The sequence below is a fragment of the Brevibacterium ammoniilyticum genome (assembly GCF_038429965.1).
GTDB lineage: Bacteria > Actinomycetota > Actinomycetes > Actinomycetales > Brevibacteriaceae > Brevibacterium > Brevibacterium ammoniilyticum.
This window is the reverse complement of sequence record NZ_BAABNP010000014.1, coordinates 1-25,797: the sequence shown is the minus strand read 5'-3', so window position 1 is coordinate 25,797 and position 25,797 is coordinate 1. Positions and strand designations below refer to the sequence as shown.

General features: G+C 67.6%; 24 protein-coding genes and 3 tRNA genes. 20 read left to right on the top strand and 7 right to left on the bottom strand.

Annotated elements, in window-relative coordinates; translation table 11 throughout:
* The first annotated feature begins 2 nt into the window (after positions 1 to 2).
* The 8 genes from AAHA49_RS14695 (at position 3) to ettA (ending at position 7,617) form a co-directional block, all read left to right on the top strand.
* Positions 3 to 326 carry a thiamine-binding protein gene (locus AAHA49_RS14695; RefSeq protein ID WP_342038805.1) on the top strand — a complete coding sequence of 108 codons (324 nt, stop codon included), beginning with the start codon at positions 3 to 5 and terminating at the stop codon, positions 324 to 326.
* Positions 327 to 385: 59 nt separating this feature from the next.
* The gene (locus AAHA49_RS14690; RefSeq protein ID WP_339391844.1) at positions 386 to 595 is read left to right on the top strand and encodes a hypothetical protein; all 210 of its coding nucleotides are present in this window, start codon (positions 386 to 388) and stop codon (positions 593 to 595) included.
* A gap of 105 nt (positions 596 to 700) precedes the next feature.
* Positions 701 to 774 (top strand) — tRNA-Arg (locus tag AAHA49_RS14685).
* Positions 775 to 851: 77 nt separating this feature from the next.
* Complete coding sequence (locus AAHA49_RS14680; RefSeq protein ID WP_342038804.1) at positions 852 to 2,549, top strand: dynamin family protein; 1,698 nt, start codon at positions 852 to 854, stop codon at positions 2,547 to 2,549.
* The gene (locus AAHA49_RS14675; protein ID WP_342038803.1) at positions 2,546 to 4,126 is read left to right on the top strand and encodes a GTPase; all 1,581 of its coding nucleotides are present in this window, start codon (positions 2,546 to 2,548) and stop codon (positions 4,124 to 4,126) included. The genes AAHA49_RS14680 and AAHA49_RS14675 overlap by 4 nt, the downstream gene beginning before the upstream one ends.
* Before the next feature lie 178 nt (positions 4,127 to 4,304).
* Entirely contained in the window at positions 4,305 to 5,123 is an 819-nt protein-coding gene (locus AAHA49_RS14670) for a single-stranded DNA-binding protein (protein WP_342038802.1), read from the top strand.
* Between the two features lie 137 nt (positions 5,124 to 5,260).
* Positions 5,261 to 5,890 carry a DUF6993 domain-containing protein gene (locus AAHA49_RS14665; protein WP_342038801.1) on the top strand — a complete coding sequence of 210 codons (630 nt, stop codon included), beginning with the start codon at positions 5,261 to 5,263 and terminating at the stop codon, positions 5,888 to 5,890.
* Between the two features lie 44 nt (positions 5,891 to 5,934).
* Positions 5,935 to 7,617 carry an energy-dependent translational throttle protein EttA gene (gene ettA / locus AAHA49_RS14660; protein WP_342038800.1) on the top strand — a complete coding sequence of 561 codons (1,683 nt, stop codon included), beginning with the start codon at positions 5,935 to 5,937 and terminating at the stop codon, positions 7,615 to 7,617.
* Positions 7,618 to 7,752: 135 nt separating this feature from the next.
* Here ettA and AAHA49_RS14655 read toward each other — a convergent pair whose 3' ends face one another.
* Positions 7,753 to 8,001, bottom strand: a complete 249-nt coding sequence (locus AAHA49_RS14655; RefSeq protein WP_342038799.1) for a hypothetical protein — start codon at positions 7,999 to 8,001, stop codon at positions 7,753 to 7,755.
* Positions 7,998 to 8,906, bottom strand: coding sequence for an acyl-CoA thioesterase (locus tag AAHA49_RS14650; protein ID WP_339391837.1), 909 nt, complete (start codon positions 8,904 to 8,906; stop codon positions 7,998 to 8,000). Before AAHA49_RS14650 ends, AAHA49_RS14655 begins: the two co-directional genes overlap by 4 nt.
* 85 nt (positions 8,907 to 8,991) lie before the next feature.
* On the opposite strand from AAHA49_RS14650, the gene AAHA49_RS14645 reads away from it, so the two are divergent.
* On the top strand, positions 8,992 to 9,531 hold the full coding sequence (locus AAHA49_RS14645) for an acyl-CoA thioesterase (RefSeq protein WP_342038798.1): 540 nt from the start codon (positions 8,992 to 8,994) through the stop codon (positions 9,529 to 9,531).
* A complete protein-coding gene (locus AAHA49_RS14640) occupies positions 9,528 to 10,298 on the top strand; it encodes a DUF8185 domain-containing protein (protein WP_342038797.1) in 771 nt (256 codons plus the stop codon). The genes AAHA49_RS14645 and AAHA49_RS14640 overlap by 4 nt, the downstream gene beginning before the upstream one ends.
* A 155-nt stretch (positions 10,299 to 10,453) precedes the next feature.
* Here AAHA49_RS14640 and AAHA49_RS14635 read toward each other — a convergent pair whose 3' ends face one another.
* Genes AAHA49_RS14635 through pepN form a run of 3 tightly spaced genes read right to left on the bottom strand, consistent with a single transcriptional unit; the run spans position 10,454 to position 14,719 of the window.
* Entirely contained in the window at positions 10,454 to 10,888 is a 435-nt protein-coding gene (locus AAHA49_RS14635; RefSeq protein ID WP_342038796.1) for a globin, read from the bottom strand.
* Positions 10,885 to 12,051: a mechanosensitive ion channel family protein gene (locus AAHA49_RS14630; RefSeq protein WP_342038795.1), complete on the bottom strand. Its 1,167-nt coding sequence runs from the start codon at positions 12,049 to 12,051 to the stop codon at positions 10,885 to 10,887. Before AAHA49_RS14630 ends, AAHA49_RS14635 begins: the two co-directional genes overlap by 4 nt.
* A 13-nt stretch (positions 12,052 to 12,064) precedes the next feature.
* Positions 12,065 to 14,719: an aminopeptidase N gene (gene pepN, locus AAHA49_RS14625; RefSeq protein WP_342038794.1), complete on the bottom strand. Its 2,655-nt coding sequence runs from the start codon at positions 14,717 to 14,719 to the stop codon at positions 12,065 to 12,067.
* Positions 14,720 to 14,879: 160 nt separating this feature from the next.
* On the opposite strand from pepN, the gene AAHA49_RS14620 reads away from it, so the two are divergent.
* From AAHA49_RS14620 to AAHA49_RS14610, 3 genes are all read left to right on the top strand, one after another.
* On the top strand, positions 14,880 to 15,485 hold the full coding sequence (locus AAHA49_RS14620; protein ID WP_342038793.1) for a mycothiol-dependent nitroreductase Rv2466c family protein: 606 nt from the start codon (positions 14,880 to 14,882) through the stop codon (positions 15,483 to 15,485).
* Between the two features lie 111 nt (positions 15,486 to 15,596).
* Entirely contained in the window at positions 15,597 to 16,070 is a 474-nt protein-coding gene (locus AAHA49_RS14615; RefSeq protein ID WP_342038792.1) for a ribose-5-phosphate isomerase, read from the top strand.
* Between the two features lie 34 nt (positions 16,071 to 16,104).
* Positions 16,105 to 17,217, top strand: a complete 1,113-nt coding sequence (locus AAHA49_RS14610) for an alcohol dehydrogenase catalytic domain-containing protein (RefSeq protein WP_342038791.1) — start codon at positions 16,105 to 16,107, stop codon at positions 17,215 to 17,217.
* Between the two features lie 107 nt (positions 17,218 to 17,324).
* Here AAHA49_RS14610 and AAHA49_RS14605 read toward each other — a convergent pair whose 3' ends face one another.
* Positions 17,325 to 18,491: a PQQ-dependent sugar dehydrogenase gene (locus AAHA49_RS14605; RefSeq protein ID WP_342038790.1), complete on the bottom strand. Its 1,167-nt coding sequence runs from the start codon at positions 18,489 to 18,491 to the stop codon at positions 17,325 to 17,327.
* 95 nt (positions 18,492 to 18,586) lie between these two features.
* Positions 18,587 to 18,660, bottom strand: a tRNA-Pro gene (locus AAHA49_RS14600).
* A 125-nt stretch (positions 18,661 to 18,785) separates the two neighbouring features.
* Here AAHA49_RS14600 and AAHA49_RS14595 point away from each other — a divergent pair.
* The 7 genes from AAHA49_RS14595 to AAHA49_RS14565 all read left to right on the top strand — a co-directional run bounded on the left by AAHA49_RS14595 (position 18,786) and on the right by AAHA49_RS14565 (position 25,516).
* Positions 18,786 to 18,859, top strand: a tRNA-Gly gene (locus AAHA49_RS14595).
* A 297-nt stretch (positions 18,860 to 19,156) separates the two neighbouring features.
* A complete protein-coding gene (gene tig, locus AAHA49_RS14590) occupies positions 19,157 to 20,521 on the top strand; it encodes a trigger factor (RefSeq protein ID WP_342038789.1) in 1,365 nt (454 codons plus the stop codon).
* Positions 20,522 to 20,759: 238 nt separating this feature from the next.
* Positions 20,760 to 21,356, top strand: a complete 597-nt coding sequence (locus AAHA49_RS14585) for an ATP-dependent Clp protease proteolytic subunit (RefSeq protein ID WP_009375387.1) — start codon at positions 20,760 to 20,762, stop codon at positions 21,354 to 21,356.
* Between the two features lie 26 nt (positions 21,357 to 21,382).
* Complete coding sequence (locus tag AAHA49_RS14580; RefSeq protein ID WP_063249760.1) at positions 21,383 to 22,024, top strand: ATP-dependent Clp protease proteolytic subunit; 642 nt, start codon at positions 21,383 to 21,385, stop codon at positions 22,022 to 22,024.
* A gap of 272 nt (positions 22,025 to 22,296) precedes the next feature.
* Positions 22,297 to 23,583: an ATP-dependent Clp protease ATP-binding subunit ClpX gene (gene clpX, locus AAHA49_RS14575; RefSeq protein WP_009375390.1), complete on the top strand. Its 1,287-nt coding sequence runs from the start codon at positions 22,297 to 22,299 to the stop codon at positions 23,581 to 23,583.
* A 15-nt stretch (positions 23,584 to 23,598) separates the two neighbouring features.
* A complete protein-coding gene (locus AAHA49_RS14570) occupies positions 23,599 to 24,885 on the top strand; it encodes an MFS transporter (protein ID WP_063249763.1) in 1,287 nt (428 codons plus the stop codon).
* Between the two features lie 394 nt (positions 24,886 to 25,279).
* Positions 25,280 to 25,516 carry a hypothetical protein gene (locus tag AAHA49_RS14565; RefSeq protein ID WP_063249765.1) on the top strand — a complete coding sequence of 79 codons (237 nt, stop codon included), beginning with the start codon at positions 25,280 to 25,282 and terminating at the stop codon, positions 25,514 to 25,516.
* Positions 25,517 to 25,797: the final 281 nt, after the last annotated feature.

The following is a 25,797-nucleotide window of genomic DNA, read 5'->3' as shown; positions in this document are numbered from 1 at the left end:
CCATGCTTCTCGCATTCTCAGTCGCCCCCAGCGGGGGAGACAACGCTGACGGTTCGGTCCATGAGGCCGTCGCCGCAGCCGTCGAGGTCGTCCGCGATTCCGGGCTGCCCAACCGCACCACGAGCATGTTCACCGATATCGAAGGGTCCTGGGACGAGGTCTTCGACGTCGTCAAGCGGGCCACCGAGGCGGTCGCGCCCTTCGGCACCCGGATCTCACTGGTCATCAAGGCCGACATCCGACCGGGCCGAGACGGCGAGATCGAGGCGAAGGTCGACCGGCTCGAAGAGGCGATCGAGGCGCGCCGAAAGATTTCCGACCAGTAGGCAGTGACGCGGATCGCAATCGGGTCTATCCTCGGCTTAAGGAAGAAGGAGGATGACCCATGAAGAATGGATCCGCATATTTCACCACAGCCACTGCTCTGACCATGATCGCCCTGCTCGGGTTCATGGTTGCGGGGTTCGTCCCGATCGCGGCCGAGGTCGCCTTCGGCGTCGAGGCTCTCGCGGTCTTCCTCGCGCTCACGGGTGTCGTCATCCTCGCGCTCGTCACGATCCGCAAGGCATTGGAGAAGGCCGGCAGCGACCACTGACGCCCTACCCCTTCACGCGGCCCCGCACGCCCCCGGTCTCAGACCCGGCAGGGCGAGTGCGGGGCCGCTTTCGTCTGCCTACAGCTCATCGGTTACGATGTGTGGGCCTCCGTAGCTCAGTCGGATAGAGCAACCGCCTTCTAAGCGGTAGGTCGCGGGTTCGAGCCCCGCCGGGGGCGCAGTGCGCAGGCAATTGTCCCTCGTCACGGCGTGCCTCGTGGTGCTCATCTGTGAAAACAGGGAAAGTGGATGCGTGATGACAGACAGCGGAAATGCCGTGACGCCACCGGTGGGCGGAGCACTGAGCGATATCGCGAAGAAGCTCTCCGAGACCCGGTTCACCCTGCAGACCGAGGACGCGACCGCCGGCCGTCGCCTGCTTTCGTCTCTGACCTCGGAGATGGACGACTTCATCCTCCCGCGGATCAACCGCGCCCCGGCTCCCTTCCTCATCGCCGTCGGCGGATCGACAGGGGCAGGGAAGTCGACCCTGGTCAACTCCCTCGTCGGCCGCACCGTCAGCCCGGCCGGCGTGCGTCGGCCGACGACGGCCAACCCGATCGTCATCCACAATCCCGCCGACGCCAAGCACTTCGAAGCCCAGACCTTCCTCGGCGATCTGCCGCGCAGCTCGGATCCCGAATCGACGACCCCGGCCCTCGTCCTCGTCCCCGACGCCGACATCGCCCCGGGCACGGCCATCCTCGACTGCCCCGACATCGACTCGATCGCCGAATCCAACCGCGAACTCGCCCGACGCATCCTCATGTGCGCCGACCTCTGGCTGTTCGTCACCACGGCCAACCGGTACGCCGACGCCGCCCCGTGGGCCCTGCTGCGCGAGGCCGCCGACCGGAGCACCTCGGTGGCCATCGTCCTCGACCGCGTGCCCCCGGAAGCGAACCGCGAAGTCCGCCACCATCTCTCCCATCTGCTCTCCGAGGCGGGACTGGCCCAGTCGCCGATCTTCTCCGTCGCCGAGCTCCCCCTCGAGGACGGCCTCCTCCCGCACACCGCGGTCTACCCGATCCAATCGTGGATCCGCGAGGTCAGCGCCGAGGCGGACTCCCGCGCCCGCATCCGCCGCCGCACCCTGACCGGGGCCATCGGCTCCCTGCCCGGTCGGGTCGAGGTCCTCGCCGAGGCGGCCGGATCCCAGGAGCGCGCACACGCCGAACTCGCGGGGATCGTCGATGAGCGCTTCCGCGCCGCCCACGAGTCACTGGCCACCGTCGTCACCGACGGACGCATCCTCCACGGCGCCGTCAACGCCCGGTGGCAGGACTTCGTCGGCACCGGTCAGCTCTTCCGCGGCCTCGAGCCGACGATGGCGCGGATGCGCGACCGCATCTCCGCAGCGGTGACCGGCAAGCACGATGCCGCAGCCCCCCTGCACGTCGCGATCCTCCGCAGCGCGGCGATCACCCTGCGTGAGGCGGCCGTCGACGTCGTCGACGTCGTCGCCGACGACTGGCGCCGCAGTCCCGCCGGAGATGCCCTCGTCGAATCCGAACCGGCGCTGCACAATCCCTCCGCGGAACTCGAGGACCGGGTCAAGGACGCTGTGAGCGGCTGGTCGAACGAGGTCAACGCTCTGGTCCGCGACATCGGGCAGGGGAAGAAGTCGAAGGCGAGGATCCTCTCCTTCGGCGTCGGCGGCGTCTGCGCCGTCCTCGAATACGCGACCTTCTGGGACCCACGGCACACCTCGTCGAACGACGCCGCCTCCCGCTCGGGCGCCGGAGTCGCACTCAGCCTCGCCGGGACGATCTTCGGCGAAGAGGAGGCCGTCAACCTCATCGCCTCGATCCGCGACCGCTTCCTCACCGCCGCGGCCGGCATCGTCGGCGACTGCCGCATCCCATTCGACCAAGCACTACGACTGACAGCGGTTCCCACCAGGCAGTCCGGAGCACTCCGCACCGCCGGCGTCCGCCTCGAGGAGGCATTGTGAACGATTCGGCCCAGTCCGAGATCAGGCGACTCGCCGAGGGCATCCGCCATTCGCTGGCCCTCGAGGACGACAGGATCAGCGCCGAGGTGCGCGCGGACGCGGCGAGCCTGCTCGAGCGGGCCGACGATCGCCTCGACCTCGGCGAGGACTTCACCGTGGTCGCCTTCGCCGGTTCCACCGGCTCGGGCAAGTCGTCTCTGTTCAACGCCGTCGCCGGCCTCGACATCGCCCGTGTGGGCGTGCGCCGTCCCACGACCTCGCGGCCGACGGCCTGCGTGTGGGGCGACGGCGGGACCGAGATCCTCGACTGGCTCTCCGTGCCCCCGCGCAGTCGGACATGGCGCGAGTCCGCCCTCGACGGCGACGACCAGCGCCGCCTGCACGGACTCATCCTCCTCGACCTGCCCGACCACGACTCCACCGCCGTCGAGCACCGCGTCGAATCCGACCGCCTCGTCGGCCTCGTCGACGTCGTCTTCTGGGTCGTCGACCCGCAGAAGTACGCGGACTTCTCCCTCCACTCGGAGTACCTGACGAAGCTGGCGGAGAACAGCGCGAACATGGTCGTCGTCCTCAACCAGGTCGACAAGCTCAGCCTCGAGGAGCAGAAGGCCGCCGCCGCACACCTGCGTCAGCTGCTCAACGAAGACGGACTCACCGACACCGAGGTGCGCCTGTCCTCGGCGGTGACGCGCGAGGGGATCCCGGAGATCCGCTCGATCCTCGCCGACACCCTCGATTCGAAGCAGGCCGCCGCCGAGCGCCTGCTCTCGGACATGCAGGCGATGGCGCGCCGCATCCGCGGCGAACTCGGTGAGCCGGTCGCCACCCCCGATGAGCTTCCCGGCGCTGCGCACCTGATGGAGACGATGTCGGAGGCCGCCGGCGTCGAGGCGGTCGCGCAGACCGTCCACGACGATTACATCCGCCGCGCCTACCGACGCACCGGCTATCCGCTGCTCGCCTGGATGCAGCGCAACGCCCCGGACCCCCTCGGCGCCAAGCACGGTGACAACCGCGACGAACTCGTCCGTGCCTCAGTGCCGGCGACGAGCAAGACGCAGAGCTCGCAGGTCCGGCTCATGGCCCACGACCTCATCACGGAGTCCGTCTCGACCCTGCCCAGGCCATGGCAGGCCGCAGCCGCCGAGGCGGAGCGGACGAGCACGAATCAGCTCGCCGACACCCTCGACTCGGCCGTCACAGCTGTGGATATTGAACGCCGGACCCCCGGTTGGTGGTCGCTGGCGAACGTCCTCCAGGTCATCTTCTTCCTCGCCACGATCATCGGGGCGCTCGGGCTCATCGTCGTCGCCGCCCTCGAACTCGCCACCCCGGGTGCGATGCCGTGGTGGACGTGGGCGGCGACGATCGGCGTCCTCGTCCTCGGCATCCTCGGATCGGTCATCACCTCGGTGAGCGCCCGTAACGCGCGGAACAAGGGCGCTGACGAAGCCGCCGCGGCCGTCGACGCCGACCTGCGATCAGCGGTGGCGCATGCGGCGCAGAGTTCGTACCTGCAGCCGGTCAACGCGGTCATCGCCACGCACCGCGACGCGTATCAGCGCCTCGCCTGAGACTCATCCTCACAGGCCCGCTCACTCGTGTGCTCAGGCCCTGTGGACGCTTGACCGTCGTCCACAGGGCCTTTTCGCACCCTCGACAGCTCTGCGTCGACCGCGCTGTGCTGGAGTGACCCCTGGCGGGCGCGACCAGACCGTCCCCGCCGACCCAGAGTAGAGCGAGGAATGAGCAATGTCGAACATCCCCATCACCGTGTGCGGCACCGTCGCAACGGCCCCACAGGCCCGGACCCTGCCGACCGGACGCCCATGTGCGTCCTTCCGGCTCGCCGTCAACCACTGGCGGGTGGACAAGCAGACCGGTGAGTTCGTCACCGACACGACCTCGTGGTTCGGCGTCGACTGCTACGGACAGCTGGCGAGCAACGTCGGCTCCTCGGTCAGCTTGGGCATGAACGTCGTCGTCCAGGGCCACCTGCGCATCCGCAGATGGGAGTCCGGGGAGCGTTCGGGCATCGCGCCGACGATCATCGCCGACCACCTCGGTCCCGACCTCAAGTACGGCACCGCGCACTACGTCAAGGTGTCGGGACCGAACGCGGCCAAGCAGTCATCCGCTCCTCAGGCCGGTGAGGACTCATCGTCGGGTTGGGGCGGGATCGCCGGCGACTCGGCCGCACACGCCGGCGCGGGTTCGTTCGGAGCGAACGGATGCGATGCGGGGACGTTCGAGACGACCGAAGGAGTGTCGGTCGCGGCGGCCACCGTCTCTCCGGGCTTCAGCACCGACGCGGAGACAACCGGTTACGGCGGCGACGGTGACGCGGATGTCGACGACCGCGACGATCAGGACTCCGAGGTCCGCACCGGATTCGGTGAGGAGGCTGGTCACAGCGACGACGATGGTCGCAGCGGCGACGATGACGGCCGCGCCGACGATCGCGGCGAGTTCTCCGCCACCGGGTCAGGCACCCGTGACGTTGATGACGATGAAGACGAGTCCGACGACGGCATCGCGGGCGCGACGGTCGCCGCTGCCGCCCCGTTCTGATCTCTGTCCACGGATGCGACGGTCGTGCGGACCCTCACGAGCAGGCTGGCGACCCGCATGGAGATGCAGGCGACCCGGCCGAGGAGGCTGATCGGCTAGAGTGGTGTCGTTCGTGTTCGTCCTCACCGAGGTGATCCATGCGTCTCGTTCCCCTCCTGGGTGTCGCAGCCCTCTCCTTCGCCCTGTCGGGATGCTCCCTGCTCGGATTGGACGACGACGCCGGACCGGCGCCGAAGAAATCGCAGGAGAAGCCCGCGGCCGAGGTCGACAAGGTCCTCAAGGCCGTCGAACCGCTCACCGGCGACGAGGAGAAGATCCCGTCGACGAAGAAGTTCTTCGACACGATGATCGAGGCCGGTTACAAGCCCGATCAGCTCGAAGCCACTCTCGACGCCTCTCCCTTGGGCAACGAAGTCCCTTCGAAGGTGTTCGGGGTGAAGACGAAGAAGGGCTGCGTGGTCGGCGAGATCCGCAAGGGCAAGGCCACCGCCGAGCTCATGCCGCCCACCGAGTCGACCGGAGCCTGCCTCCTCGGCGACGTCGACCGACCCGAAGGCGTCGACGCCCCCAAGGGCGAGAAGCGCGACGAGGACGGCGACTCCAACGGTGCCGGACACATGCCGGGTGAGAACATCACCGGCGACGATGCCGAGACCCCGAGCCCAGGTTCCTCCGACGGTTCGTCGTCCTCGGGAGGATCCTCCTCGTCGGGAGGGTCGTCCGACGGCTCCTCGGACGGCGATTCGCCGTCGCTCGGCGGGGGCTAGATCGATTGGCACATGGGGTGCCCAACCGATAATCTGGGGCCACTATGGCCGAATTCATTTACACCATGCACAAGGCGCGCAAAGCGCACGGTGACAAAGTCATTCTCGACGACGTGTCGATGTCCTTCTACCCCGGGGCGAAGATCGGCATGGTCGGCCCCAACGGCGCCGGCAAGTCGACGATCCTCAAGATCATGGCCGGCCTCGAACAGCCGTCGAACGGCGAAGCCCGGCTGAGCCCCGGATACACCGTCGGCATCCTCATGCAGGAGCCGCCGCTCAACGAGAACAAGACCGTGCTCGGCAACGTCGAAGAGGGCGTGGCCGAGATCAAGGCGAAGCTCGACCGGTACAACGAGATCTCCGAGGAGATGGCGAATCCCGATGCGGACTTCGACGCCCTCATGGAGGAGATGGGCAAACTCCAGGAAGCCATCGACGCCGCCGACGCGTGGGACCTCGACTCCCAGCTCGAACAGGCCATGGACGCCCTGCGCTGCCCGCCGCCCGACGCCGACGTCAGCGTCCTCTCCGGTGGTGAGCGTCGCCGTGTCGCCCTGTGCAAGCTCCTCCTCGAGAAGCCCGACCTGCTCCTCCTCGACGAGCCGACGAACCACCTCGACGCCGAATCCGTGCTCTGGCTCGAGCAGCACCTCAAGTCCTACCCCGGCGCCGTCATCGCCATCACCCACGACCGGTACTTCCTCGACCACGTCGCCGAATGGATCGCCGAGGTCGACCGCGGGCACCTCTACCCCTACGAGGGCAACTACTCCACCTACCTGGAGAAGAAGCAGGAGCGCCTCCAGGTGCAGGGCAAGAAGGACGCGAAGCTCGCCAAGCGCCTCAAGGACGAACTCGAATGGGTGCGCTCGAACCCGAAGGCCAAGCAGACGAAGTCGAAGGCCCGACTCGCCCGCTACGAGGAGATGGCTGCCGAGGCCGAGAAGACCCGCAAGCTCGACTTCGAAGAGATCCAGATCCCGGCCGGCCCCCGCCTCGGCGACATCGTCATCGAAGCCAAGGACCTCGAGAAGGGCTTCGACGGCCGACTCCTCATCGACGGTCTGAGCTTCTCGCTGCCGCGCAACGGCATCGTCGGCGTCATCGGACCCAACGGCGTGGGCAAGTCGACGCTGTTCAAGACGATCGTCGGCCTCGAAGGACTCGACGGGGGAGACCTCAAGGTCGGCGAGACCGTGAAGATCTCCTACGTCGACCAGTCCCGCGGCGGCATCGACCCCGACAAGACCCTGTGGGAGGTCGTCTCCGACGGACTCGACTTCATCCAGGTCGGCGCCGTCGAGATGCCCTCGCGCGCCTACGTCTCCGCATTCGGGTTCAAGGGACCCGATCAGCAGAAGAAGGCCGGAGTCCTCTCCGGCGGTGAGCGCAACCGCCTCAACCTCGCGCTCACCCTCAAGCAGGGCGGAAACCTCCTCCTGCTCGACGAGCCGACGAACGACCTCGACGTCGAGACCCTGAGCTCGCTCGAGAACGCCCTGCTCGAATTCCCCGGCTGCGCCGTGGTCGTCTCGCACGACCGCTGGTTCCTCGACCGGGTCGCCACCCACATCCTCGCGTGGGAGGGCACCGAGGAGAACCCGGCTCAGTGGTACTGGTTCGAAGGCAACTTCGAAGCCTACGAGAAGAACAAGGTCGACCGCCTCGGCGAGGAAGCGGCGCGCCCCCACCGGGTCACACACCGCCGCCTCACCCGCGACTGAGCCGGCTCAGCCGCACCGGCACGAACGTCGGGCCCCAGCGACTGCGCTGGGGCCCGATGTCGTTGGTGCGGTCGACGTCTCACGTCCGCGCACCCTCAGCGGAAGGCGCAGCCTCCGCAACAGGCAGCGCCCACCTCAGCGGGCGAAGGAGTCGAAGACCTTCCGCCACAGGCGGTGGAGGAGCCGGAGCACCCAGCGCACCGCGATCGTGCCGAGGACGCCGATGACGACGGCGAGGGCGACGACGATACCGAGATGGAGGTCCGTCCCATTGCGCAGCCGGAGCAGCGCGATCGAGGTGATCACGAGGCAGAGGGCGACGTTGACGAGGCGGCTGAGGATCGAGGAGAGGATCTCGATCATCGCGGTCTTCTCATCGCTCACGGCATGTCCTTGACCCGGACCATGCCCTCCTGGGCGACCGTGGCGAGCAGCGCCCCGTCGCGGGAGAAGATCCGGCCGTAGCCGAGTCCGCGCCCGCCCCTGGCCGCCGGGGACTCCTGGACGTAGAGCATCCAATCGTCGACGTGGACGCGGCGATGCCACCACATCGCGTGATCGAGGCTGGCGACCCGCAGACCCGGGGAGCCCCACGAGAGGCCGTGACGGCGCAGCACGGGTTCGAGGAGATTGAAGTCGCTCGCGTACGCCAGCGCCGCGGCGTTGAGCACGGGATCGTCGCCGAAGTGCGCGCTGGCCCGGAACCAGATGTGCTGTTCGGGCAGCTCGGTGTCGATCGTCGTGCCCGGCACGCCGAAGGGCTCGACGGGACGGATGTCGAAGGGACGCCGGTTGAGCCACTCGGTGACCTGGACGGTGTCGACCGCGGCGAGGAGCTCCCGGAGGTCGGGGGAGTCCTCGGGGCCGGGAATCCCGGTGGGCATCGACTCCGAATGCTCGAACCCCGGCTGCTCCTCCTGGAAGGAGGCGATGAGCGAGAGGATCGGGGCGTCCTTCTGATACGCGTGGACCCGTCGGGCGGAGAACGACCGGCCGTCGCGGAGGCGTTCGACGCCGAACTCGATCGGTTCGGCGACATCCCCGGCGCGCAGGAAGTATCCGTGGAGGGAATGGATGAGCCGATCCTCGGGCAGGGTCGCCGAGGCCGCCACGATGCACTGCGCGAGGACCTGCCCGCCGAAGACCCGGCCGTCGGGCTTGTACTGACTCGGTCCCACGAAGAGATCGGACTCCCTGGGGCCTGCCTCCGACTCCAGTCTCCGCAGGGTGAGGAGTTCGTGCAGACGCGCGACGTTCGCCTCGGCGGATGACGGTTCGGTTTCGCTCACAGGGGCCTCCGGGGACGGGGTCGGGTGTCGTCTCCCGATCCTATCGCGGTCTTCGTCCCAGGTTGGGAGATGGCATCATGGACACATGCGCAACGGTCCCACGAACCCCCTTCTCACCGACTTCACCCGAGTGCTCCTCGAACTGAGATGGGGTGACATGGACGCCTACGGACACGTCAACAACGTCACCCAGATGCAGCTGCTCGAAGAGGCGCGCGTGCGGGCTCTCGGCTCGCCGACGCAGAGCCGCGACGCCGTGGCCGTTCCCGGTGCCCATGGTGCCGCCGAGGTGGTCTCGGGACTGCCGATGCCCGAGGTCTTCGGTGCCGCCTCGGCGACGACGGAACTCCTCGTCGCCGCGCACACCGTCGAATACCGCAGCCCCATCAGCTACCGTCCCGGCCCCATCGCCGTCGACCTCGTCGTCAGCGAGGTCAAGCCCGCCTCGGTGACGATCGGCTACGTCGTCTGCGAACCCGACGGCTCCCGGGTCTTTACCGTCGCCGAGACCGTCATCGCCTTCGTCGACACGACCACCGGTCGACCCCGCCGCCTCACCGAGGAGGAGATCGCCGGACTCTCCGAGGTCGTCCGGGAGCCCGTGCGTCTGCGGAGCCGCCGATGACGACTGTGGAGATCGCCGACGAGAAGACGATGCGCGACCTCACCGCGTTCACCTCCCTGGCCCACCGGCTCGACCGCGACGGGGCGATGCGGCTGCAGGTGGTCTCGAACGTCCTTGTCCTCACCGTCGCCCCGCTCTTCCCGCACGGCATCGGGGATTCGACGCCGCTCGTGCTGGCGATGCGCATGCAGCGCCTCGAGCGTCCCGAGCTCGACGGCCTCGACGAGGTCGTGCCGCTCTCGGCTCTGACCGACCGTTTCGCGCGGGCCGAGAACGGCAGCACCCTCCCGCTGCCGCCGACGACGGCGCTCGTCTCCTGGGCGGGCATCGCCCCGCCGCGCGGTCCGTGGGAGCGCACCGACACGATCGATGCCGGGCTGCTGCGCTCGACCGCCGAGGCGGGCATCGCCGAGGTGGGTGCGGGCACTCCCGACGGTGCGGGCTCGCATGCGGTCAAGGCGCTGCGGGCCAGAGTGTGGTCGCGTCCCGTCGAGGCGGTCGGCGGCACGGCGATTCCGAGCGGGCTCGCCTTCGCCGCCGAGGGACTGCGGTTCCTGCCGCAGGGGACCGGCCCGGGGACGGCGGGCTCAGGCTCTGCGAGCTCAGGCTCGGCGGGCGAGGGCAGTACGGGCGAGGGCTCTGCGAGCTCGGGCTCCGTCGATGAGGGCAGCGCGGACCCGCGCACCGAGGTCGCGGTGATGGAGAGCTCGGGCTGGATGCGGCTCGTCACTCCCGGCGGTCACCTGCTCACTCGCAGCGCTGGCTGAGGCGCGCACTCCCGGCGTTCGCTGAGGCACACTCCAGGTGCCGTCCGGAGCGGCCACCAAGCGCCAGCTGAGGCCCGCACGCCGCGCGCCAGCCGAGGCCTCGCTCTATGCCCTCGGCGCAGGCGCGGCCGGTTTCCTACCCTGCGCCTCGCGCTTCAGGCGCCGGTGCTGTTCGTGTTGACCATCGCGGTGGCAGCACGCTGGAAGTAGTCCCAGAAGAGCTCGTCGTAGAGCGGCGGCAGGGCGACGTCGTCGAGTGCCGCGCGCATGCTCCTCAGCCACCGGTCCCGGGCGTCGAAGTCGACGGGGAACGGGAAGTGGCGCATCCGCAGACGCGGGTGCCCGCGCTCTGCCTGATACGTCGTCGGGCCGCCGAAGTACTGTTCGAGGAACATCTGCAGCCGATGCTTGGCACCGGTGAGCTCGTGGCCGTCGGGGTACATCGCGATGAGCACCTCGTCGGCGGCGACGTGCTCGTAGAAGACGTCGACGAGGCGGGTGAACGTGGGGTGGCCGCCGACGGCCGCGAAGATCGTCTCCGTGCCCGACCCCGTCTCCGTGTTCGTTCCGGTGTTCGACTGCTCGCTCATCGTCTGCTTCCCGTCTTCGGTCCTTTGGATCCACTCGCCCCGCCGGAACCGGCCGCACCGCCGGGACCTTTTGCTCCGCCGGAACCCTTTGCGCCACCGGCGCTCCCGGCCTCCCTGCGATCGTCTGCATCCTCCGCGGACTCGCGCTGCGCCCGCTTCTCGTGCTCGTCGGCGTCGGTGACCGAGTCGTCCATCGACTTGATCCGCACCGCCTCGCTGGGGTCCGGCAGGGTCCGGAACACCGTCTCCTGAGTGATCGGGATGTGGATCCCGCGACTGTCCATCTGACGTTTGAGTTCGGCCCGGAACGCGCGGGCGACCTTCCACTGCTGGTTCGGCTTCGTCTTGAGCACTGTCCGGATGACCTGCGACTGGGCCGACAGTGATTCGACACCCCAGATCTCCGGCGGCTCGAGGATCGCATCGGCGATCTCCGGATCCTTCTCGATCGCCTTCGTCGTGTCGTCGATGACGGTCGAGTACGTCGCCACCGAGGTGTTGTAGGCCACGGGGATGTCGAGGACGGCCCGGGCCCAGCCCTGGGACTGGTTGCCGACGCGGAGGATCTCGCCGTTGCGCACGTGCCACAGCGTGCCGTCGAGCCCGCGGACCTGGGTCGTGCGCAGGCCCACGTCCTCGACGACGCCGATCGCCTCTCCGAGGTCGACGGAGTCGCCGATGCCGTACTGGTCTTCGATGACCATGAAGAACCCGGACAGGTAGTCCTTGACGAGCGCCTGCGCGCCGAAGCCGATCGCGACACCTGCGATACCCGCAGAGGCGAGGATCGGACCGACGTTGAAGTTGAGCTCGCTGAGCACGATGAGACCGGCGACGATGGCGATGACGATCGAGGTCACCGAGGACAGCATCCGCCCCACCGTCTGCGCCCGCTGCGCCCGCCGCTCCCGGATCGTCGCCTGATCGATGCCCGTGAGCTGCGATTCCATCGCCGAGGTGGAGAAGCGCGAGCTCGCCTTCGACGAATCGACGGTGCCCTTGGCCACGCTCGCTGCGAAGCGTCGGATGGCGATGCGCATGAGGAAGTTGATCAGCAGGGCGCCGACGATGATGATCGTCACCCGCAGCGGGACGTCGAGGAGGAACGACCAGTCGATCTGGGCGGCGGAGAGCAGAGTGGTCTGCAGTGATTCAGCTGTCATGATGCCAACGACCCTATCGGCTGTTCTTGGACGGGTCCTCAATGTCGCTGGACGTCCGCTGAGCCGTCAGCGCACGTTCGGCGTCCGCGAGGTTCTCCCGCATCAGCCGGGTCAGTCCCTTCGGCGCGGCCGGATGCTGCTCGAGCCACGTCCGGGCGGCGGCGACGGTCTGGTCACTCGCGGGCGGGAAGAGCCGCAGGGTCATCGTCTGCGCCATCTCCAGGGTCCTCGTCTCCCACCATCCGGAGATGCGCTGGAAGTACTCCGAGGCGAAGTCCGTCAGCGGTGCCTGCGCGGGGATGAGCTCGCCGTCACCGGTCTGCAGGCCCATCGCGAACCCGGTCGCGAGCGCCCCGAGCTCCGAGTTCGGCATGTCGATCTGTTCGATCATCGCCGTGAAGGCGCGGGACTTCGCCGCCGAGGTGGTCCGTGCGGCCCGTGCGGTCGCGGCCTGTCTCTGGCCGGTGGCGCTGGGATCGTCGGCGGCCATGTCCGCGATCGCGGACTCGGCGATCGCGTCGTGGTTGGACAGGGCGATGAGCAGCTCCCAGCGCAGGTCGGTGTCGATCGTGATGCCCCCGACCTCCTCGGCGTCGACCCATTCGCCCAGGGTCGCGATCTGCTCCGGGGACTGCGCATGCCGGATGATGCCGCGGAAGAACTGGAACGCCTGGTCGGTCCCGGCCGGGGCCTGGGCGAAGAGCTCGCCGAGGCGGTCGGCGATGCGGGTGTGCGCGGCAGCCCTGACCGCAGGCGGAAGATAGGCGCCCACAGCGGTGTCGAGTTGGCGCATCTGCGTGAGCAGACCCGAGGAGTGGGTGATCGCCAGGAGATGGTCGAGCAGGGTGTCGATGTAGTCCTGGGCGGGCACCTCGCCGTCGCGCACACCGTCCCACAGTGTCGAGAGCACGAGGAGCTGGGTGAGCGAGTCATCGAAGTCCGAGAGTCGGGCGGCCGCGGTCGCCATGCTCGCCGGATCGAAGCGGACCTTCGCGTACGTGAGGTCGGCGTCGTTGACGACGATGACCGCAGGCACCGGCAGGCCCACCGCCTCCGGCACATCCGCCTCGGCGGAGTCGAGGTCGAGCGGGAAGGAATGGGTGCGCACGAGCCGGCCGTCGGCATTCTCGGAGTAGAACCCGATCGCCAGGCGGTGCGGGCGCAGGGACGGCACCGGCTGGCCGTCGATCACCCACGGCTTCTGCGTGACCCGCAGCCGCTGGACCACCTCGGCGGGGGAGTCCGGTGCGGTCGCGGTCTCCACCGCGGCCTCGATGAGGTTGACCCCGGACTCCTCGAGCCAGAGCTTCGACCACGCGGCGAGATCGCGTCCGCTCGTGGCCTCGAGTTCGGTGAGCAGGTCATCAAGCTCCGTGTTCGACCATGCGTGCTTCTCGAAGTACTGGGAGAGCCCGGCGAAGAACTCGGCCCGTCCCACCCAGGCGACGAGCTGCTTGAGCACCGAGGCGCCCTTGGCGTAGGTGATGCCGTCGAAGTTGACCTCGACATCGGCGAGGTCCTCGATGGGGGCGACGATGGGGTGGGTGCTCGGCAGCTGGTCCTGGCGGTAGGCCCACGACTTCTCGATCGTCGCGAACGTCGTCCACGCGTCGGAGTACTTCGTCGCCTCCGCCGTCGCCAGCGTCGACATGAATTCGGCGAAGGACTCATTCAGCCACAGGTCGTTCCACCAGCGCATCGTCACGAGGTCCCCGAACCACATGTGGGCGAGTTCGTGGAGGACGGTGACCGTGCGCCTCTCGACGAGCGCCTCGGTGGGCCGGGAGCGGAAGATGTAGTTCTCGAGGATCGTCACCGCCCCGGCGTTCTCCATGGCCCCGGCGTTGAAGTCGGGGACGAAGAGCTGGTCGTACTTCTCGAACGGGTAGGGCACGCCGAACTCACGTTCGAAGAACTCGAAGCCCGCCCGGGTGATCGCGAAGAGGTTCTCCGCATCGAGGTGCTCGAAGAGGGACTGCCGGCAGTAGAGGCCCAACGGCACCGGCTGACCGTCGGAGGAGACGAGCTCGGAGTGGACGCTGCGGTAGGGTCCGGCGACGATGGCGGTGATGTAGGACGAGATCGGGGTGGTCGGGGCGAACTGCCACACGGCCATGCCTGCGGTCTCCTCCTCGTCGAGGTCGGCGAAGGTCTCGCTCGCATCGCCCGGGGTGGGCGTGGGCGAATTCGACACGACCGTCCAATGCTCGGGGGCTAAGACGGTGAAGGAGAACGGCGCCTTGAGGTCGGGCTGTTCGAAGACCGGGAAGACGCGCCGGGCGTCGGGCACCTCGAACTGCGAATAGAGGTAGACCTCGTCATCGATCGGGTCGACGAAGCGGTGCAGGCCCTCACCCGTGTTCATGTAGAAGAAGTGCGCGTCGACGGTGAGTTCGTTCTCCGCCGCCAGCCCTGCCAGGGTGATCCGGGAGGGGGCCACCACCTCGGCGATCTCGAGATCGATGCCGTTGAGCTGGACGCGCTCGACGCTGGCGGTGATCGCATCGATGAAGGTCTGTGTGCCGGGATCGGCGGTGAACCGGATCCGGGAGCGGACCCGGAAGCTCTCACCGGTCCCGGTGAGGACGAGGGTGTGCTCGTAGCTGGTGACGTGGATATGGGACGCACGCGTTCTGGCTTCTTCGCGAGTGAGGTTGTACTGGGGCACTGTCTGGCGACCTCCGCATCGGGACCGGGTGTGTTCGTCGTCATTCTGTCATGAACCCTTCCCACGCATCGGTCCACGCGGTGGGGCACGCGGGAAGTTGGTAGATTGGCCTCGGAGATCGCGGTGTCGCATCGCCGCGCAGACCTGACGAGGAGTGAGCATGAGCAGAGAGACCCTTGACCTGTGGTTCGACACGGCGTGCCCGTGGGCGTGGATGACCTCCCGCTGGGGGCTCGAGGTCGCGAAGGTCCGCGACGTCGACGTCCGCTTCCACCCGATGAGCCTCAACATCCTCAACCGCGGCCGCGAACTGCCCGAGGACTACCGCGAACTCATCGACCGCACGCTCGGACCCATGCGCGTGGTCACCGCGGCGATCGCCGAACACGGCGAGGAGATCGCCGAACCCCTCTACACCGCGATCGGCACCCGCATCCACCCGGGCGGGGAGAAGGACTTCGACAAGGCCGTCGCCGAGGCGCTCGCTGAGCTCGATCTGCCCGCCGACCTCATCGAGTACGCCGAGAAGGACGACTACGACGAGGCGCTGCAGAAGTCGCACGACGAGGCCATGGCCCTCGTCGGCGACGACGTCGGCACCCCGATCTGCCAGGTCGCGGGCACCGCGTTCTTCGGCCCCGTCGTCACCCCCGCCCCGAAGGGCGAAGACGCCGGACGCCTCTTCGACGGCGTCCTCGCGGTCGCCTCGACCCCGGGCTTCTTCGAACTCAAGCGCACCCGCGACCAGGGGCCGATCTTCGACTGACCGGCACCTCGGCGCTGCCCACGGCACCGGCACTTATCCGGCGCCGGCTCCCGCACCGACTGCACTGACTCATCCCGGCCCGCGACGGCGACCGGGTACGAAAGGAACACAATGAAGGTCCACCTCGGCACCGACCATGCAGGCTTCGAGTTCAAAGAGGTCCTCAAGACCCACCTCGGCGATGAGGGCTATGAGGTCATCGATCACGGCGCTCTCGAGTACGACGCCCTCGACGACTATCCCGCCTTCTGCATCGCCGCCGCCCAGGCCGTCGTCGACGACCGTGCGGCCGGCCTCGACTCGCTCGGCGTCGTCATCGGCGGTTCCGGCAACGGCGAGCAGATGGCTGCGAACCTCGTCACCGGCGCCCGCGCCGCCCTGGCCTGGAACCCGGAGATCGCGAAGCTCGCCCGGGAGCACAACGACGCCCAGATCGTCGCCGTCGGAGCCCGACAGCACCCGGAGGCCGACGCTCTCGCGATCGTCGACGCCTTCCTCACGACCCCGTTCTCCGGCGACGATCGCCACTCCCGACGGATCGGGATCATGGCCGCCTACGAGTCCGAGGGACAGGCCGGACTGTGAGCGAATCGACCGCGCCTGCTCGGGAAATTCTGCGATGAGGATCCGGGGCGCGGTCCTGCGCGACATGGGACTCGATCGCCCGTACGCGGACTCCCGGCCGCTGACGATCGAAGACCTCGACCTCGACGCACCCGGCCCCGGTGAGGTCCTCATCCGGCTCACCGCGGCCGGCGTGTGCCACTCCGACCTCTCCGTCGTCGACGGCAACCGGCCGAGGCCCCTGCCGATGCTCCTCGGCCACGAGGGCGCCGGCATCGTCGAGGCCCTCGGTGAGGGGGTCGATGATCTGCGCCTTGGCGAGCAGGTCGTCACCGTCTTCCTCCCGCGCTGCGGGGTGTGCCGGAACTGCCTCACCGACGGCAAGCTGCCGTGCATTCCCGGCAGTGCGACGAACTCCGCCGGCACCCTGCCCTTCGACGGGCACAAGGTGCGGCTGCACGACGATTCCGGAGCCGAGGTGCTCCACCACCTCGGCGCGTCCGTGTTCGCCACCCACGCTGTGGTCAACCGTGCCTCGGTCGTCCCGGTCGGCGACGATGTGCCGCCCGGCATCGCCGCGGTGCTCGGGTGCGCGGTCCTCACCGGAGGCGGCGCCGTCCTCAACGCAGGCGCGCCGGGGCCCGAGGACGAAGTGATGATCGTCGGCCTCGGGGGCGTCGGGATGGCCGCGCTCATCACCGCCCTGTCGGTCGAGACCGCCGGGGTCATCGGGGTCGACGCGAATCCGGACAAGCTCGCCTTCGCGGAGGAGCTCGGCGCGATCGAGACGTACACCCCGGAGGAGCTGGGGGACCGGAGGGCCCCGATCGTCATCGAATGCGTCGGCCACCCGCGGGCCTTCGAGACAGCGTTCACCGCGACCGCCGTCGGCGGGACCACCGTCACCGTGGGACTGCCGTCACCGGAGGCCCGAGCCTCCATCGCGCCCGTGACCCTGACCGCCGAGGCGCGCACGGTCATCGGGTCCTACCTCGGTTCCGCCGTGCCGAGTCGCGACATTCCCGTCTACGCGCAGGCCTGGCGCGAGGGTCGGCTGCCCGTCGAGGCGCTCATCTCCGACACGGTGGGCTTGGACGACATCAATGCGGCCTTCGACGCTCTCGCCGAGGGGCGCGTCATCCGGCAGGTCATCGACTTCACCCGCTGAGGTGCCGGGGTTCGGGCCGGTGACGCACCGAGGATGGGGCTGCAGATTCGTCGAAGAGGGGGCCGCCGCCTCGGCGAGGTCGGGTCGACTCAGTCGGGAACTGCGGCTCAATCGGGCACGGGGATCCGGAGGATCCGGTCGTCCCCGGCGGCCGGGCTGCCGCGGCCGTCGGTGTTGTTCGTCAGCATCCACAGCTGCCCGTCCGGGGTCGTGACGACATCGCGGAGGCGGCCGTACTCGCCCTGGTAGAACGTCCGCGACTGGGAGAGATCGGTCGTCGGCACCTCGCGGAGCACCTGCCCGCGGAGGTTGGCGATATAGATCGACTCGCCGAGGACGGCCAGCCCGCTCGGACTCGCCTCGTCGGTGCGCCACTGCTGGACGGGGTCGACGTAGTCGGAGCCCTCCCCGGGTTCGGCCATGCCCTCGACCTCGGGCCAGCCGTAGTTGCCGCCGGCCTCGATGACGTTGAGTTCGTCCCATGCGTTCTGCCCGAACTCGCTCGCATACATCCGACCCGAGGAGTCCCAGCCGATGCCCTGCGGGTTCCGATGCCCGAAGGTGTAGACGTAGGAGCCGGGGAACGGATTGTCCGCGGGCACGGAGCCGTCGGGGTCGAGGCGGAGGATCTTGCCGGAGAGCGCCTGCCGGTTCTGCGCGGATTCGCGGTCGCCCGCGTCGCCGGCGGTCGCGTAGAGGCGGCCGTCGGGTCCGAAGGCGATGCGCCCGCCGTTGTGGGTTCCCGCCTTCGGGATGCCGTCGAGGAGCTCCTCGGGATCGCCGAGGCTGTACGACCCCGGCCCGCCGGTGAGGGGGAAGCGGACGATCCGGTTGTCCTGCGCGGCCGTGAAGTAGGTGTAGAGGAAGTCATCGGCGACGGCGAGGCCGAGCAGACCTCCTTCGCCCGCCGGCGCCACGCCCGGCACGGTCCCGACCTCCCTGGTCTGCGCGGGTCGGGAGGTGGAGAGTTCGAGGATCCGACCCGAATCGCGTTCGCTCACCAGCGCGACATCTCCGGCGAAGGCGATCGACCACGGTGCGGCCAGGTTGTCGACGACGGTCTCCGGGGCGCTGATGTCCGGGGGAGTCCCGGTCGCAGAGGGGTCGGACGACGCTGCCGCCGCGGAGCTCGGGGCAGGGGAGGTCGGCGTCGAGTCCCCGGGATCGGGGGAGGAACAGGCAGAGAGAACCAGGCTGAACCCGGCGATGAGGGCGGTCGTCCGTCGTGGATTCGGTCGGCGCTGCGGGTTCACTGGAGGATGCGTGCTCGACATCTCGGGTCCTTTCCCGTCGGAACACCATTGTCACCGAAGACCGCCCGAGAACGCGAGAGCCGTCCGAACCACACGGTCCGAACGGCTCTCGATCGTCGGGATGACAGGATTTGAACCTGCGACCCTCTGTTCCCAAAACAGATGCGCTACCAAGCTGCGCCACATCCCGCGACGGACTCAATCTAACCACACCCGCGCTCAGGCGCCCAACGGGAGAGAGCGAGGGTGAGACACGTCACGAAAGCTCGATTTGTCCGCTCCAGCGGACCTCGGCTATAGTCATATTCGCAACACGGGGATGTAGCTCAATGGTAGAGCCTCAGTCTTCCAAACTGATGGTGCGGGTTCGATTCCCGTCATCCCCTCCACCGGCCGGTCGGACCTCAGGGTCCGGCCGGTCTCTGCATTCACACAAGCATTCACCCGAGCAGTCACCCGACTTCCGCCTCGGCGACCATGACACCGACCTTGACGCACCGCCGTGCGCCCCGCGCGGGCACGGGCCTTCGACCGCCTCGGCGGGTTTCGTGTTTTGGACCTGGTGTCAAGTAGGATGGGTGACTGCATCTTGCGGACATGGCCCATGTCCGCAGCCTCACCGGTCCCATGACCCTGCAGGGCCATGCCGACCCCGAGCATGACTGTCGATTCTGAAAGGTCACACTGTGAAGAGCTCCGTCGAGCAACTCGACCCGACCCGGGTCAAGATCAGCGTGGAAGTCCCTTACGCCGAACTCAAGCCGAGCGTCGACGAGGCCTACAAGACCATTGCTGGCCAGGTCACCGTTCCCGGCTTCCGCCAGGGCAAGATCCCCGCTCGCATCATCGACCAGCGCATCGGCCGCCCGACGGTGATCCAGGAAGCCATCAACAACGGACTCGACGCCTTCTACCGTGACGCGGTCGAGGCGAACGACCTCAAGCCCCTCGGCCAGCCCGAGGTCGAGATCTCCGAGGTCCCCGGCCTCGACGGCACCGAGGACGGCGACCTCGTCTTCACCGTCGACGTCGACGTGCGCCCCGAGATCACGCTTCCCGCCTACGACTCGATCACCGTCGAGGTCGACCCCATCGAAGTCACCGACGCCGACGTCGAGGCTGAGCTCGAGCAGCTGCGCTCGCGCTTCGGCACCCTCACCGCGGTCGACCGTCCCGCCGCCAAGGACGACTTCGTCACCCTCGATCTCGTTGCGAAGATCGACGACGAGGAGATCGACCAGGCCTCCGACATCTCCTACCAGGTGGGCGCCGGCACCATGCTCGAGGGCATGGACGAAGCGCTCGAAGGACTCTCGGCCGACGAGTCGACGACGTTCTCCACGACCTTCGCCGGCGGTGAGCACGAAGGCGAGTCCGGCAGCGTGACCGTCACCCTCAAGGCCGTCAAGGAGCGCGAGCTCCCTGAGGCCGACGACGACTTCGCCCAGCTCGCCAGCGAGTTCGACACGATCGACGAACTCCGTGAGGACCTCAAGGTCCAGGCCGGCAAGCAGAAGGAGTTCGCGCAGGGCGCCGAGGCCCGCGACAAGGTCCTCGAAGCCATCATCGCCGCCGTCGACGTGCCGGTTCCCGGCAAGATCGTCGCCGACGAGGTCGAGCGCCACCTCGAGTCCGAGGACCGCGTCGACGATGACGAGCACCGCAAGGAGGTCACCGAGGAGACCGAGCGCAACCTGCGCACGCAGTTCGTCCTCGACGCCATCGCCGAAGCCGAGAACGTCGAGGTCACCCAGCCCGAGCTCATCGAATACCTCATCTCCGCCTCGCAGCAGTACGGGATGAACCCGAACGAGTTCGCGCAGATGCTCGACAACTCCGGCCAGGTCAACGCCCTCGTCGGCGAGGTCTCCCGGCGCAAGGCGCTCGCGGCGGCACTGGCCGGCGCGGTCGTCAAGGACACCGACGGCAACGTCGTCGACATGGAGGAGTTCACGACTCCCGCCGGCGACGCCGAGGAGTCCGCGGACGACGCAGCCGACGATGCCGAGGCACCTGCCGCAGACGAGCAGGACGACGCTGAGCAGAAGTGACCACTGACCGCCTCGGCGAGTGAGTGCGACGGCGGGCACGGGGAGACCCGGGCCCGCCGTTTCGTCATTCACACCCCTCGCCGAGGCGGGGGCGCAGTCCCCGCGCACACCGGATCACCCCCGTATCACGCTGAGGGCGAACACGGGTGAGCGGGGGGACTAAAAGGGACTGCCGACCAGTTAGAGTCCATAGCAACCGATCACGACCAATCAGGAGAGAAACGTGAGCGCACACGACATGACAGCGCCCGTCGGCCTCGACGCCGGTGGGGGCATGGGCCTCGACGACCACATCTTCAACCGTCTGCTCAAGGAGCGGATCATCTGGCTGGGCTCGGAAGTGCGTGACTCCAACGCCAACGCGATCTGCGCGCAGATGATGCTGCTGGCAGCCGAGGATCCCGACTCCGACATCTGGCTCTACATCAACTCGCCCGGCGGCTCGGTGACTGCGGGCATGGCGATCTACGACACGATGCAGTACATCAAGCCCGACGTCGCGACCGTCGCGATGGGCATGGCCGCCTCGATGGGTCAGTTCCTGCTCTCCTCCGGCGCCAAGGGCAAGCGGTACGCGACCCCGCACGCGCGCATCCTCATGCACCAGCCGCTCGGCGGCATCGGAGGAACGGCCACGGACATCAAGATCCAGGCCGAGCTCATCCTCCACATGAAGAAGCAGATGGCTGAGCTCACCGCCGAGCAGACGGGCAAGTCGCTCGAGCAGATCCTCAAAGACAACGACCGCGACCACTGGTTCACCGCCGAGGAGGCCCTCGAATACGGCTTCATCGACGATGTCGTGACCCAGTCGTCCGAAGTCACCGACAACTGACGGGAAGACAGAGAAGAATGAACTCGATGAATCTCATGCCAGGCGGGGCCGCGGGCCAGATGCCGGTCTCACGGTACGTCATGCCCCAGTTCGAGGAGCGCACGCCCTACGGCTTCAAGCGCCAGGACCCGTACACGAAGCTGTTCGAGGATCGCGTGATCTTCCTCGGCGTGCAGGTCGACGACACGAGCGCCGATGACATCATGGCGCAGCTGCTCGTCCTCGAATCGCAGGACCCCGACCGCGACATCACCCTCTACATCAACTCGCCGGGCGGCTCGTTCACCGCGCTCACCGCGATCTACGACACGATGCAGTACATCAAGCCGGAGATCCAGACGGTGTGCCTCGGCCAGGCAGCCTCGGCCGCGGCAGTGCTGCTCGCCGCGGGCACCCCGGGCAAGCGCCTCGCTCTGCCCAATGCCCGCGTCCTCATCCACCAGCCCTCGATGCAGGGTCAGGGACAGGGACAGGCCTCGGACATCGAGATCCAGGCCGCCGAGGTGCTGCGGATGCGCCAGTGGCTCGAGCAGACGCTCGCGAACCACTCGAACAAGACGGCCGAGCAGGTCTCGAACGACATCGAACGCGACCTCTTCCTCACCGCCGAGCAGGCGAAGGACTACGGTCTCGTCGACCAGGTGCTCACCTCACGTAAGGGAGCCTGATTCCCCGCAGGGGAGTCTGACCTCCCGCCGGGGAGTCCGAGCGCTCTCGCAGCGGGCCCGGGCGATCACTGATCGCCCGGGCCCGCCCGTCGTCCGCGCACGGTCCGACCATACCGTCCGACCAGGAGCGTCGGCTCCGGGCGCCCTGGATGCGACGACACACCGTGTGACACCGCGCAGGGACTGTGTCAGTGTCATGTGGGAAGCTATTGAGGTACAGGAAACACGAGCGGTAGAGTTGGGGCCAAGTGCCCTGGCGAAAGGTTGTGACAGTGGCTCGCAGTGCGGACGGAGCAGATCTGCTCAAATGCAACTTCTGTGGCAAATCACAGAAGCAGGTTCGGAAGCTCATCGCCGGACCTGGGGTGTACATCTGCGATGAATGCATCGGCCTGTGCAACGAGATCATCGAAGAGGAGCTGAGCGAGTCGACGGCCGACCATGCCGAGCTCGAACTGCCCAAGCCGCGGGAGATCTTCGACTTCCTCCACGAGTACGTCGTCGGACAGGATCCGGCGAAGAAGGCCCTCTCGGTCGCCGTGTACAACCACTACAAGCGCATCCGCGCCCTCCAGGGCAGTGACGATGCGAAGACGCTCGGGTCGTCCGAGTCCGACGTCGAGATCTCGAAGTCGAACATCCTCCTCGTCGGTCCCACCGGCTCCGGCAAGACCTACCTCGCCCAGACTCTCGCGAAGCGTCTCAACGTCCCCTTCGCCGTCGCCGATGCGACCGCGCTCACGGAGGCCGGCTACGTCGGCGAGGACGTCGAGAACATCCTCCTCAAGCTCATCCAGGCCGCGGACTTCGACATCCAGCGCGCCGAGCACGGCATCATCTACATCGACGAGATCGACAAGATCGCCCGCAAGTCCGAGAACCCGTCGATCACCCGTGACGTCTCCGGTGAGGGCGTGCAGCAGGCGCTGCTGAAGATCCTCGAGGGCACGCAGGCCTCCGTGCCGCCGCAGGGCGGGCGCAAGCACCCGCACCAGGACTTCCTCCAGATCGACACGACGAACGTCCTCTTCATTGTCGCCGGTGCCTTCGCCGGGATGGAGGAGATCGTCGCCGGCCGCAAGGGCAAGCACGGCATCGGCTTCGGAGCGCTGCTCCAGTCGAAGAACGACGACGAGGACCTCTACGCGGACATCCTGCCCGAGGACCTCCTCAAGTTCGGCCTCATCCCCGAGTTCATCGGCCGCCTCCCTGTCCTCGCGACGGTCTCCAACCTCGACCGCGCAGCACTCATGTCGATCCTCACCGAGCCGAAGAACGCCCTGGTCAAGCAGTACCAGCGGATGTTCGAGTTCGACAACGTCGAACTCAGCTTCGAGACCGAGGCGCTCGAGGCGATCGCCGACCTCGCGCTCCTGCGCGGCACCGGTGCGCGCGGACTGCGCTCGATCATGGAAGAGGTCCTCCAGCCGATCATGTTCGACGTGCCCTCCCGTGAGGACGTCGCCGAGGTGGTCGTGACCAAGGACGTCGTCGAGAGCAATGTCGCCCCCACCCTCGTTCCCCGGGAAGAGACGCGGACGCGCAAGAAATCTGCCTGAGCGTGTCACGCGCAGATGAAGCTGTTCGCTGACACCAGACCGCTCAGATACGACAACTACCGCCGGCTGTGGCTGGCCAACATCGTCACCGTCCTCGGTGCGCAGATGACCGTTGTCGCGATCCCCGCCCAGATCTTCCACATCACCGGCTCGTCCGGGTACGTGGGTCTGAGCGGGGTCTTCGGCCTCGTGCCCCTCATCGTCTTCGGACTCTGGGGCGGATCGCTCGCCGACGTCATCGACCGGCGCAAGCTCCTCATCGTCTCCACCGCCGGGCTCATCGTCACCAGTGCCCTGCTCGCGGTGCTCGCGATCATCCGGATCGACAATGTGTGGCTGCTGCTGAGCGTCTTCGCACTCCAACAGGCCTTCTTCGGTCTCAACCAGCCGGCGCGAGGGGCGCTGCTGCCGACGATCGTGCCGCTCGCGCTCCTGCCGGCGGCGAATTCGCTCAACATGACGGTCGCGACCCTGGGTGCGGTCGCCGGTCCCGTCATCGGCGGAGCGCTCATCCCCGTCTTCGGGTATCAGATGCTCTACATCCTCGACGCGCTCTTCCTTGCCACCACCCTCTATGCCGTGGTGAAACTGCCCGCGCTCATCCCAGGAAAGCAGCCGGACACGCGCTCCGGGTTCAAGGGCGTCGTCGACGGCTTCCGCTACCTGGGGACGAACACCGTCGTCATGGTCTCCCTCCTCGTCGACGTCATCGCCATGGTCTTCGGGATGCCGCGAGCACTGTTCCCGCAGATCGCGACCGAGACCTTCGGCGGGCCCCCGGAAGGCGGCATCGTCTTCTCCCTCCTCTTCGCCTCACTTGCCGCAGGCAGTGCTCTGGCGGGCATCTTCTCCGGGTGGGTGTCGAAAGTCGAACGCCAAGGCCTCGCGGTCATCGTCGCGATCCTCGTCTGGGGTGCGGCGATGGGGATCTTCGGCTTCTCACTCGAGTTCGCTTCCGGCTTCTGGACGGCGGCTCTCATCGTCGCCCTCTTCGGCCTCGCCCTCGGCGGGGGAGCCGACATCATTTCCGCGGCGTTCCGCTCGACGATGCTCCAGGAGGCGGCGAGCGATGACATGCGCGGGCGGATGCAGGGAGTCTTCATCGTCGTCGTCGCCGGCGGCCCGCGGATCGCGGACATCGTTCACGGCTACGCAGCGGAGGCTACGAACACGACGATCGCCTCGGCGGGAGGCGGCATCGCCGTCATCGTCCTCGTCCTCATCTGCGCTGCGGTCTTCCCGGCGTTCCGCCGCTACAGCGTCGACCGCGGGGGACCGGACGACCTTCGCACCGTGGCGTAGCCGACGTCCCCGCGGGGACGTGCGCCTCGGGGTGACGACGCGAGAAGCAACGCTGATGTACAGCGATATCCGAACACGAATCGATGAGAAGGTCGCGGATATATTACGTTCCTGTGGAACCAATGCTGGTGAGATCTCCGCTTTCCTGACAAGCCCGCGGATGTGCGCGATTGTCATGAGACGTCGATATTTCATCAATTCCTTAACAGGGCCGCCAGCAGGTAATGATCGATGTAGCGTCGTTGGTGCATAACACCTCACAAGAAAGGACAGGAATGGGACGCTTTTCGCAGCTGCCGCACTCTCCCGCGCTATCGGCCCCGCGCACATCGCGTCAGCCGGTCAGCCGACGTGTCCATGACCGCCACAAAGCGATCAAGGCGATGAAGTGCGTATGACTCACGATCGGAAGGAATCTCTGTCGAGCGGCGAGCTCAGGAACGAGCACCTTAAGAAGTTCGGGATCAAAGCGCTGGTGCTGATACCGCTCGCTCTGCTCGGATGGCTGCTCACAATGAACAGCTCTATGGGCGCTGTGGTGCCTGTTCTCATCGTCGTCGGAGGAGCCGTTGTTCTCGCCATCGATGGCGTTCTGAGATACAGGGCGGAAAGGCACTCCGTGCACGGCTGACTACCCGATACATGCCACTTGGCACGACAGAGGCGGAGTGCGACCAACCGGGGTACTTCGAGTTCGAGCCCGGTGAGCGACTGCCCCGCATAAGAGGCTGCCTCCCTCACACCTCGGTGAGGGCGGACTCCATGTTCGCGAGCACCCGCGGCCAGCCGGCCCCCATCCCGGTGAACGCTTGCCTGCCCATCGGGGTATCGGAATTTTTCAAGGTGTTTGAGGCCAGTGGGTGTCAGGCGGCTACCGGTTCGGCGGCGGTTGGTTGGTTGATCCAGGCGTGG

Excerpts from the sequence above, each read along its gene's own strand:
- AAHA49_RS14695 (WP_342038805.1), top strand. The coding sequence starts at position 3 with ATGCTTCTCGCATTCTCAGTCGCCCCCAGCGGGGGAGACAACGCTGAC.
- AAHA49_RS14690 (WP_339391844.1), top strand. The coding sequence starts at position 386 with ATGAAGAATGGATCCGCATATTTCACCACAGCCACTGCTCTGACCATG.
- AAHA49_RS14680 (WP_342038804.1), top strand. The coding sequence starts at position 852 with ATGACAGACAGCGGAAATGCCGTGACGCCACCGGTGGGCGGAGCACTG.
- AAHA49_RS14670 (WP_342038802.1), top strand. The coding sequence starts at position 4,305 with ATGTCGAACATCCCCATCACCGTGTGCGGCACCGTCGCAACGGCCCCA.
- AAHA49_RS14665 (WP_342038801.1), top strand. The coding sequence starts at position 5,261 with ATGCGTCTCGTTCCCCTCCTGGGTGTCGCAGCCCTCTCCTTCGCCCTG.
- ettA (WP_342038800.1), top strand. The coding sequence starts at position 5,935 with ATGGCCGAATTCATTTACACCATGCACAAGGCGCGCAAAGCGCACGGT.
- AAHA49_RS14645 (WP_342038798.1), top strand. The coding sequence starts at position 8,992 with ATGCGCAACGGTCCCACGAACCCCCTTCTCACCGACTTCACCCGAGTG.
- AAHA49_RS14640 (WP_342038797.1), top strand. The coding sequence starts at position 9,528 with ATGACGACTGTGGAGATCGCCGACGAGAAGACGATGCGCGACCTCACC.
- AAHA49_RS14635 (WP_342038796.1), bottom strand. The coding sequence starts at position 10,888 with ATGAGCGAGCAGTCGAACACCGGAACGAACACGGAGACGGGGTCGGGC.
- AAHA49_RS14630 (WP_342038795.1), bottom strand. The coding sequence starts at position 12,051 with ATGACAGCTGAATCACTGCAGACCACTCTGCTCTCCGCCGCCCAGATC.
- AAHA49_RS14620 (WP_342038793.1), top strand. The coding sequence starts at position 14,880 with ATGAGCAGAGAGACCCTTGACCTGTGGTTCGACACGGCGTGCCCGTGG.
- AAHA49_RS14615 (WP_342038792.1), top strand. The coding sequence starts at position 15,597 with ATGAAGGTCCACCTCGGCACCGACCATGCAGGCTTCGAGTTCAAAGAG.
- AAHA49_RS14610 (WP_342038791.1), top strand. The coding sequence starts at position 16,105 with ATGAGGATCCGGGGCGCGGTCCTGCGCGACATGGGACTCGATCGCCCG.
- AAHA49_RS14605 (WP_342038790.1), bottom strand. The coding sequence starts at position 18,491 with ATGTCGAGCACGCATCCTCCAGTGAACCCGCAGCGCCGACCGAATCCA.
- AAHA49_RS14585 (WP_009375387.1), top strand. The coding sequence starts at position 20,760 with ATGACAGCGCCCGTCGGCCTCGACGCCGGTGGGGGCATGGGCCTCGAC.
- AAHA49_RS14580 (WP_063249760.1), top strand. The coding sequence starts at position 21,383 with ATGAATCTCATGCCAGGCGGGGCCGCGGGCCAGATGCCGGTCTCACGG.
- AAHA49_RS14570 (WP_063249763.1), top strand. The coding sequence starts at position 23,599 with ATGAAGCTGTTCGCTGACACCAGACCGCTCAGATACGACAACTACCGC.
- AAHA49_RS14565 (WP_063249765.1), top strand. The coding sequence starts at position 25,280 with ATGACTCACGATCGGAAGGAATCTCTGTCGAGCGGCGAGCTCAGGAAC.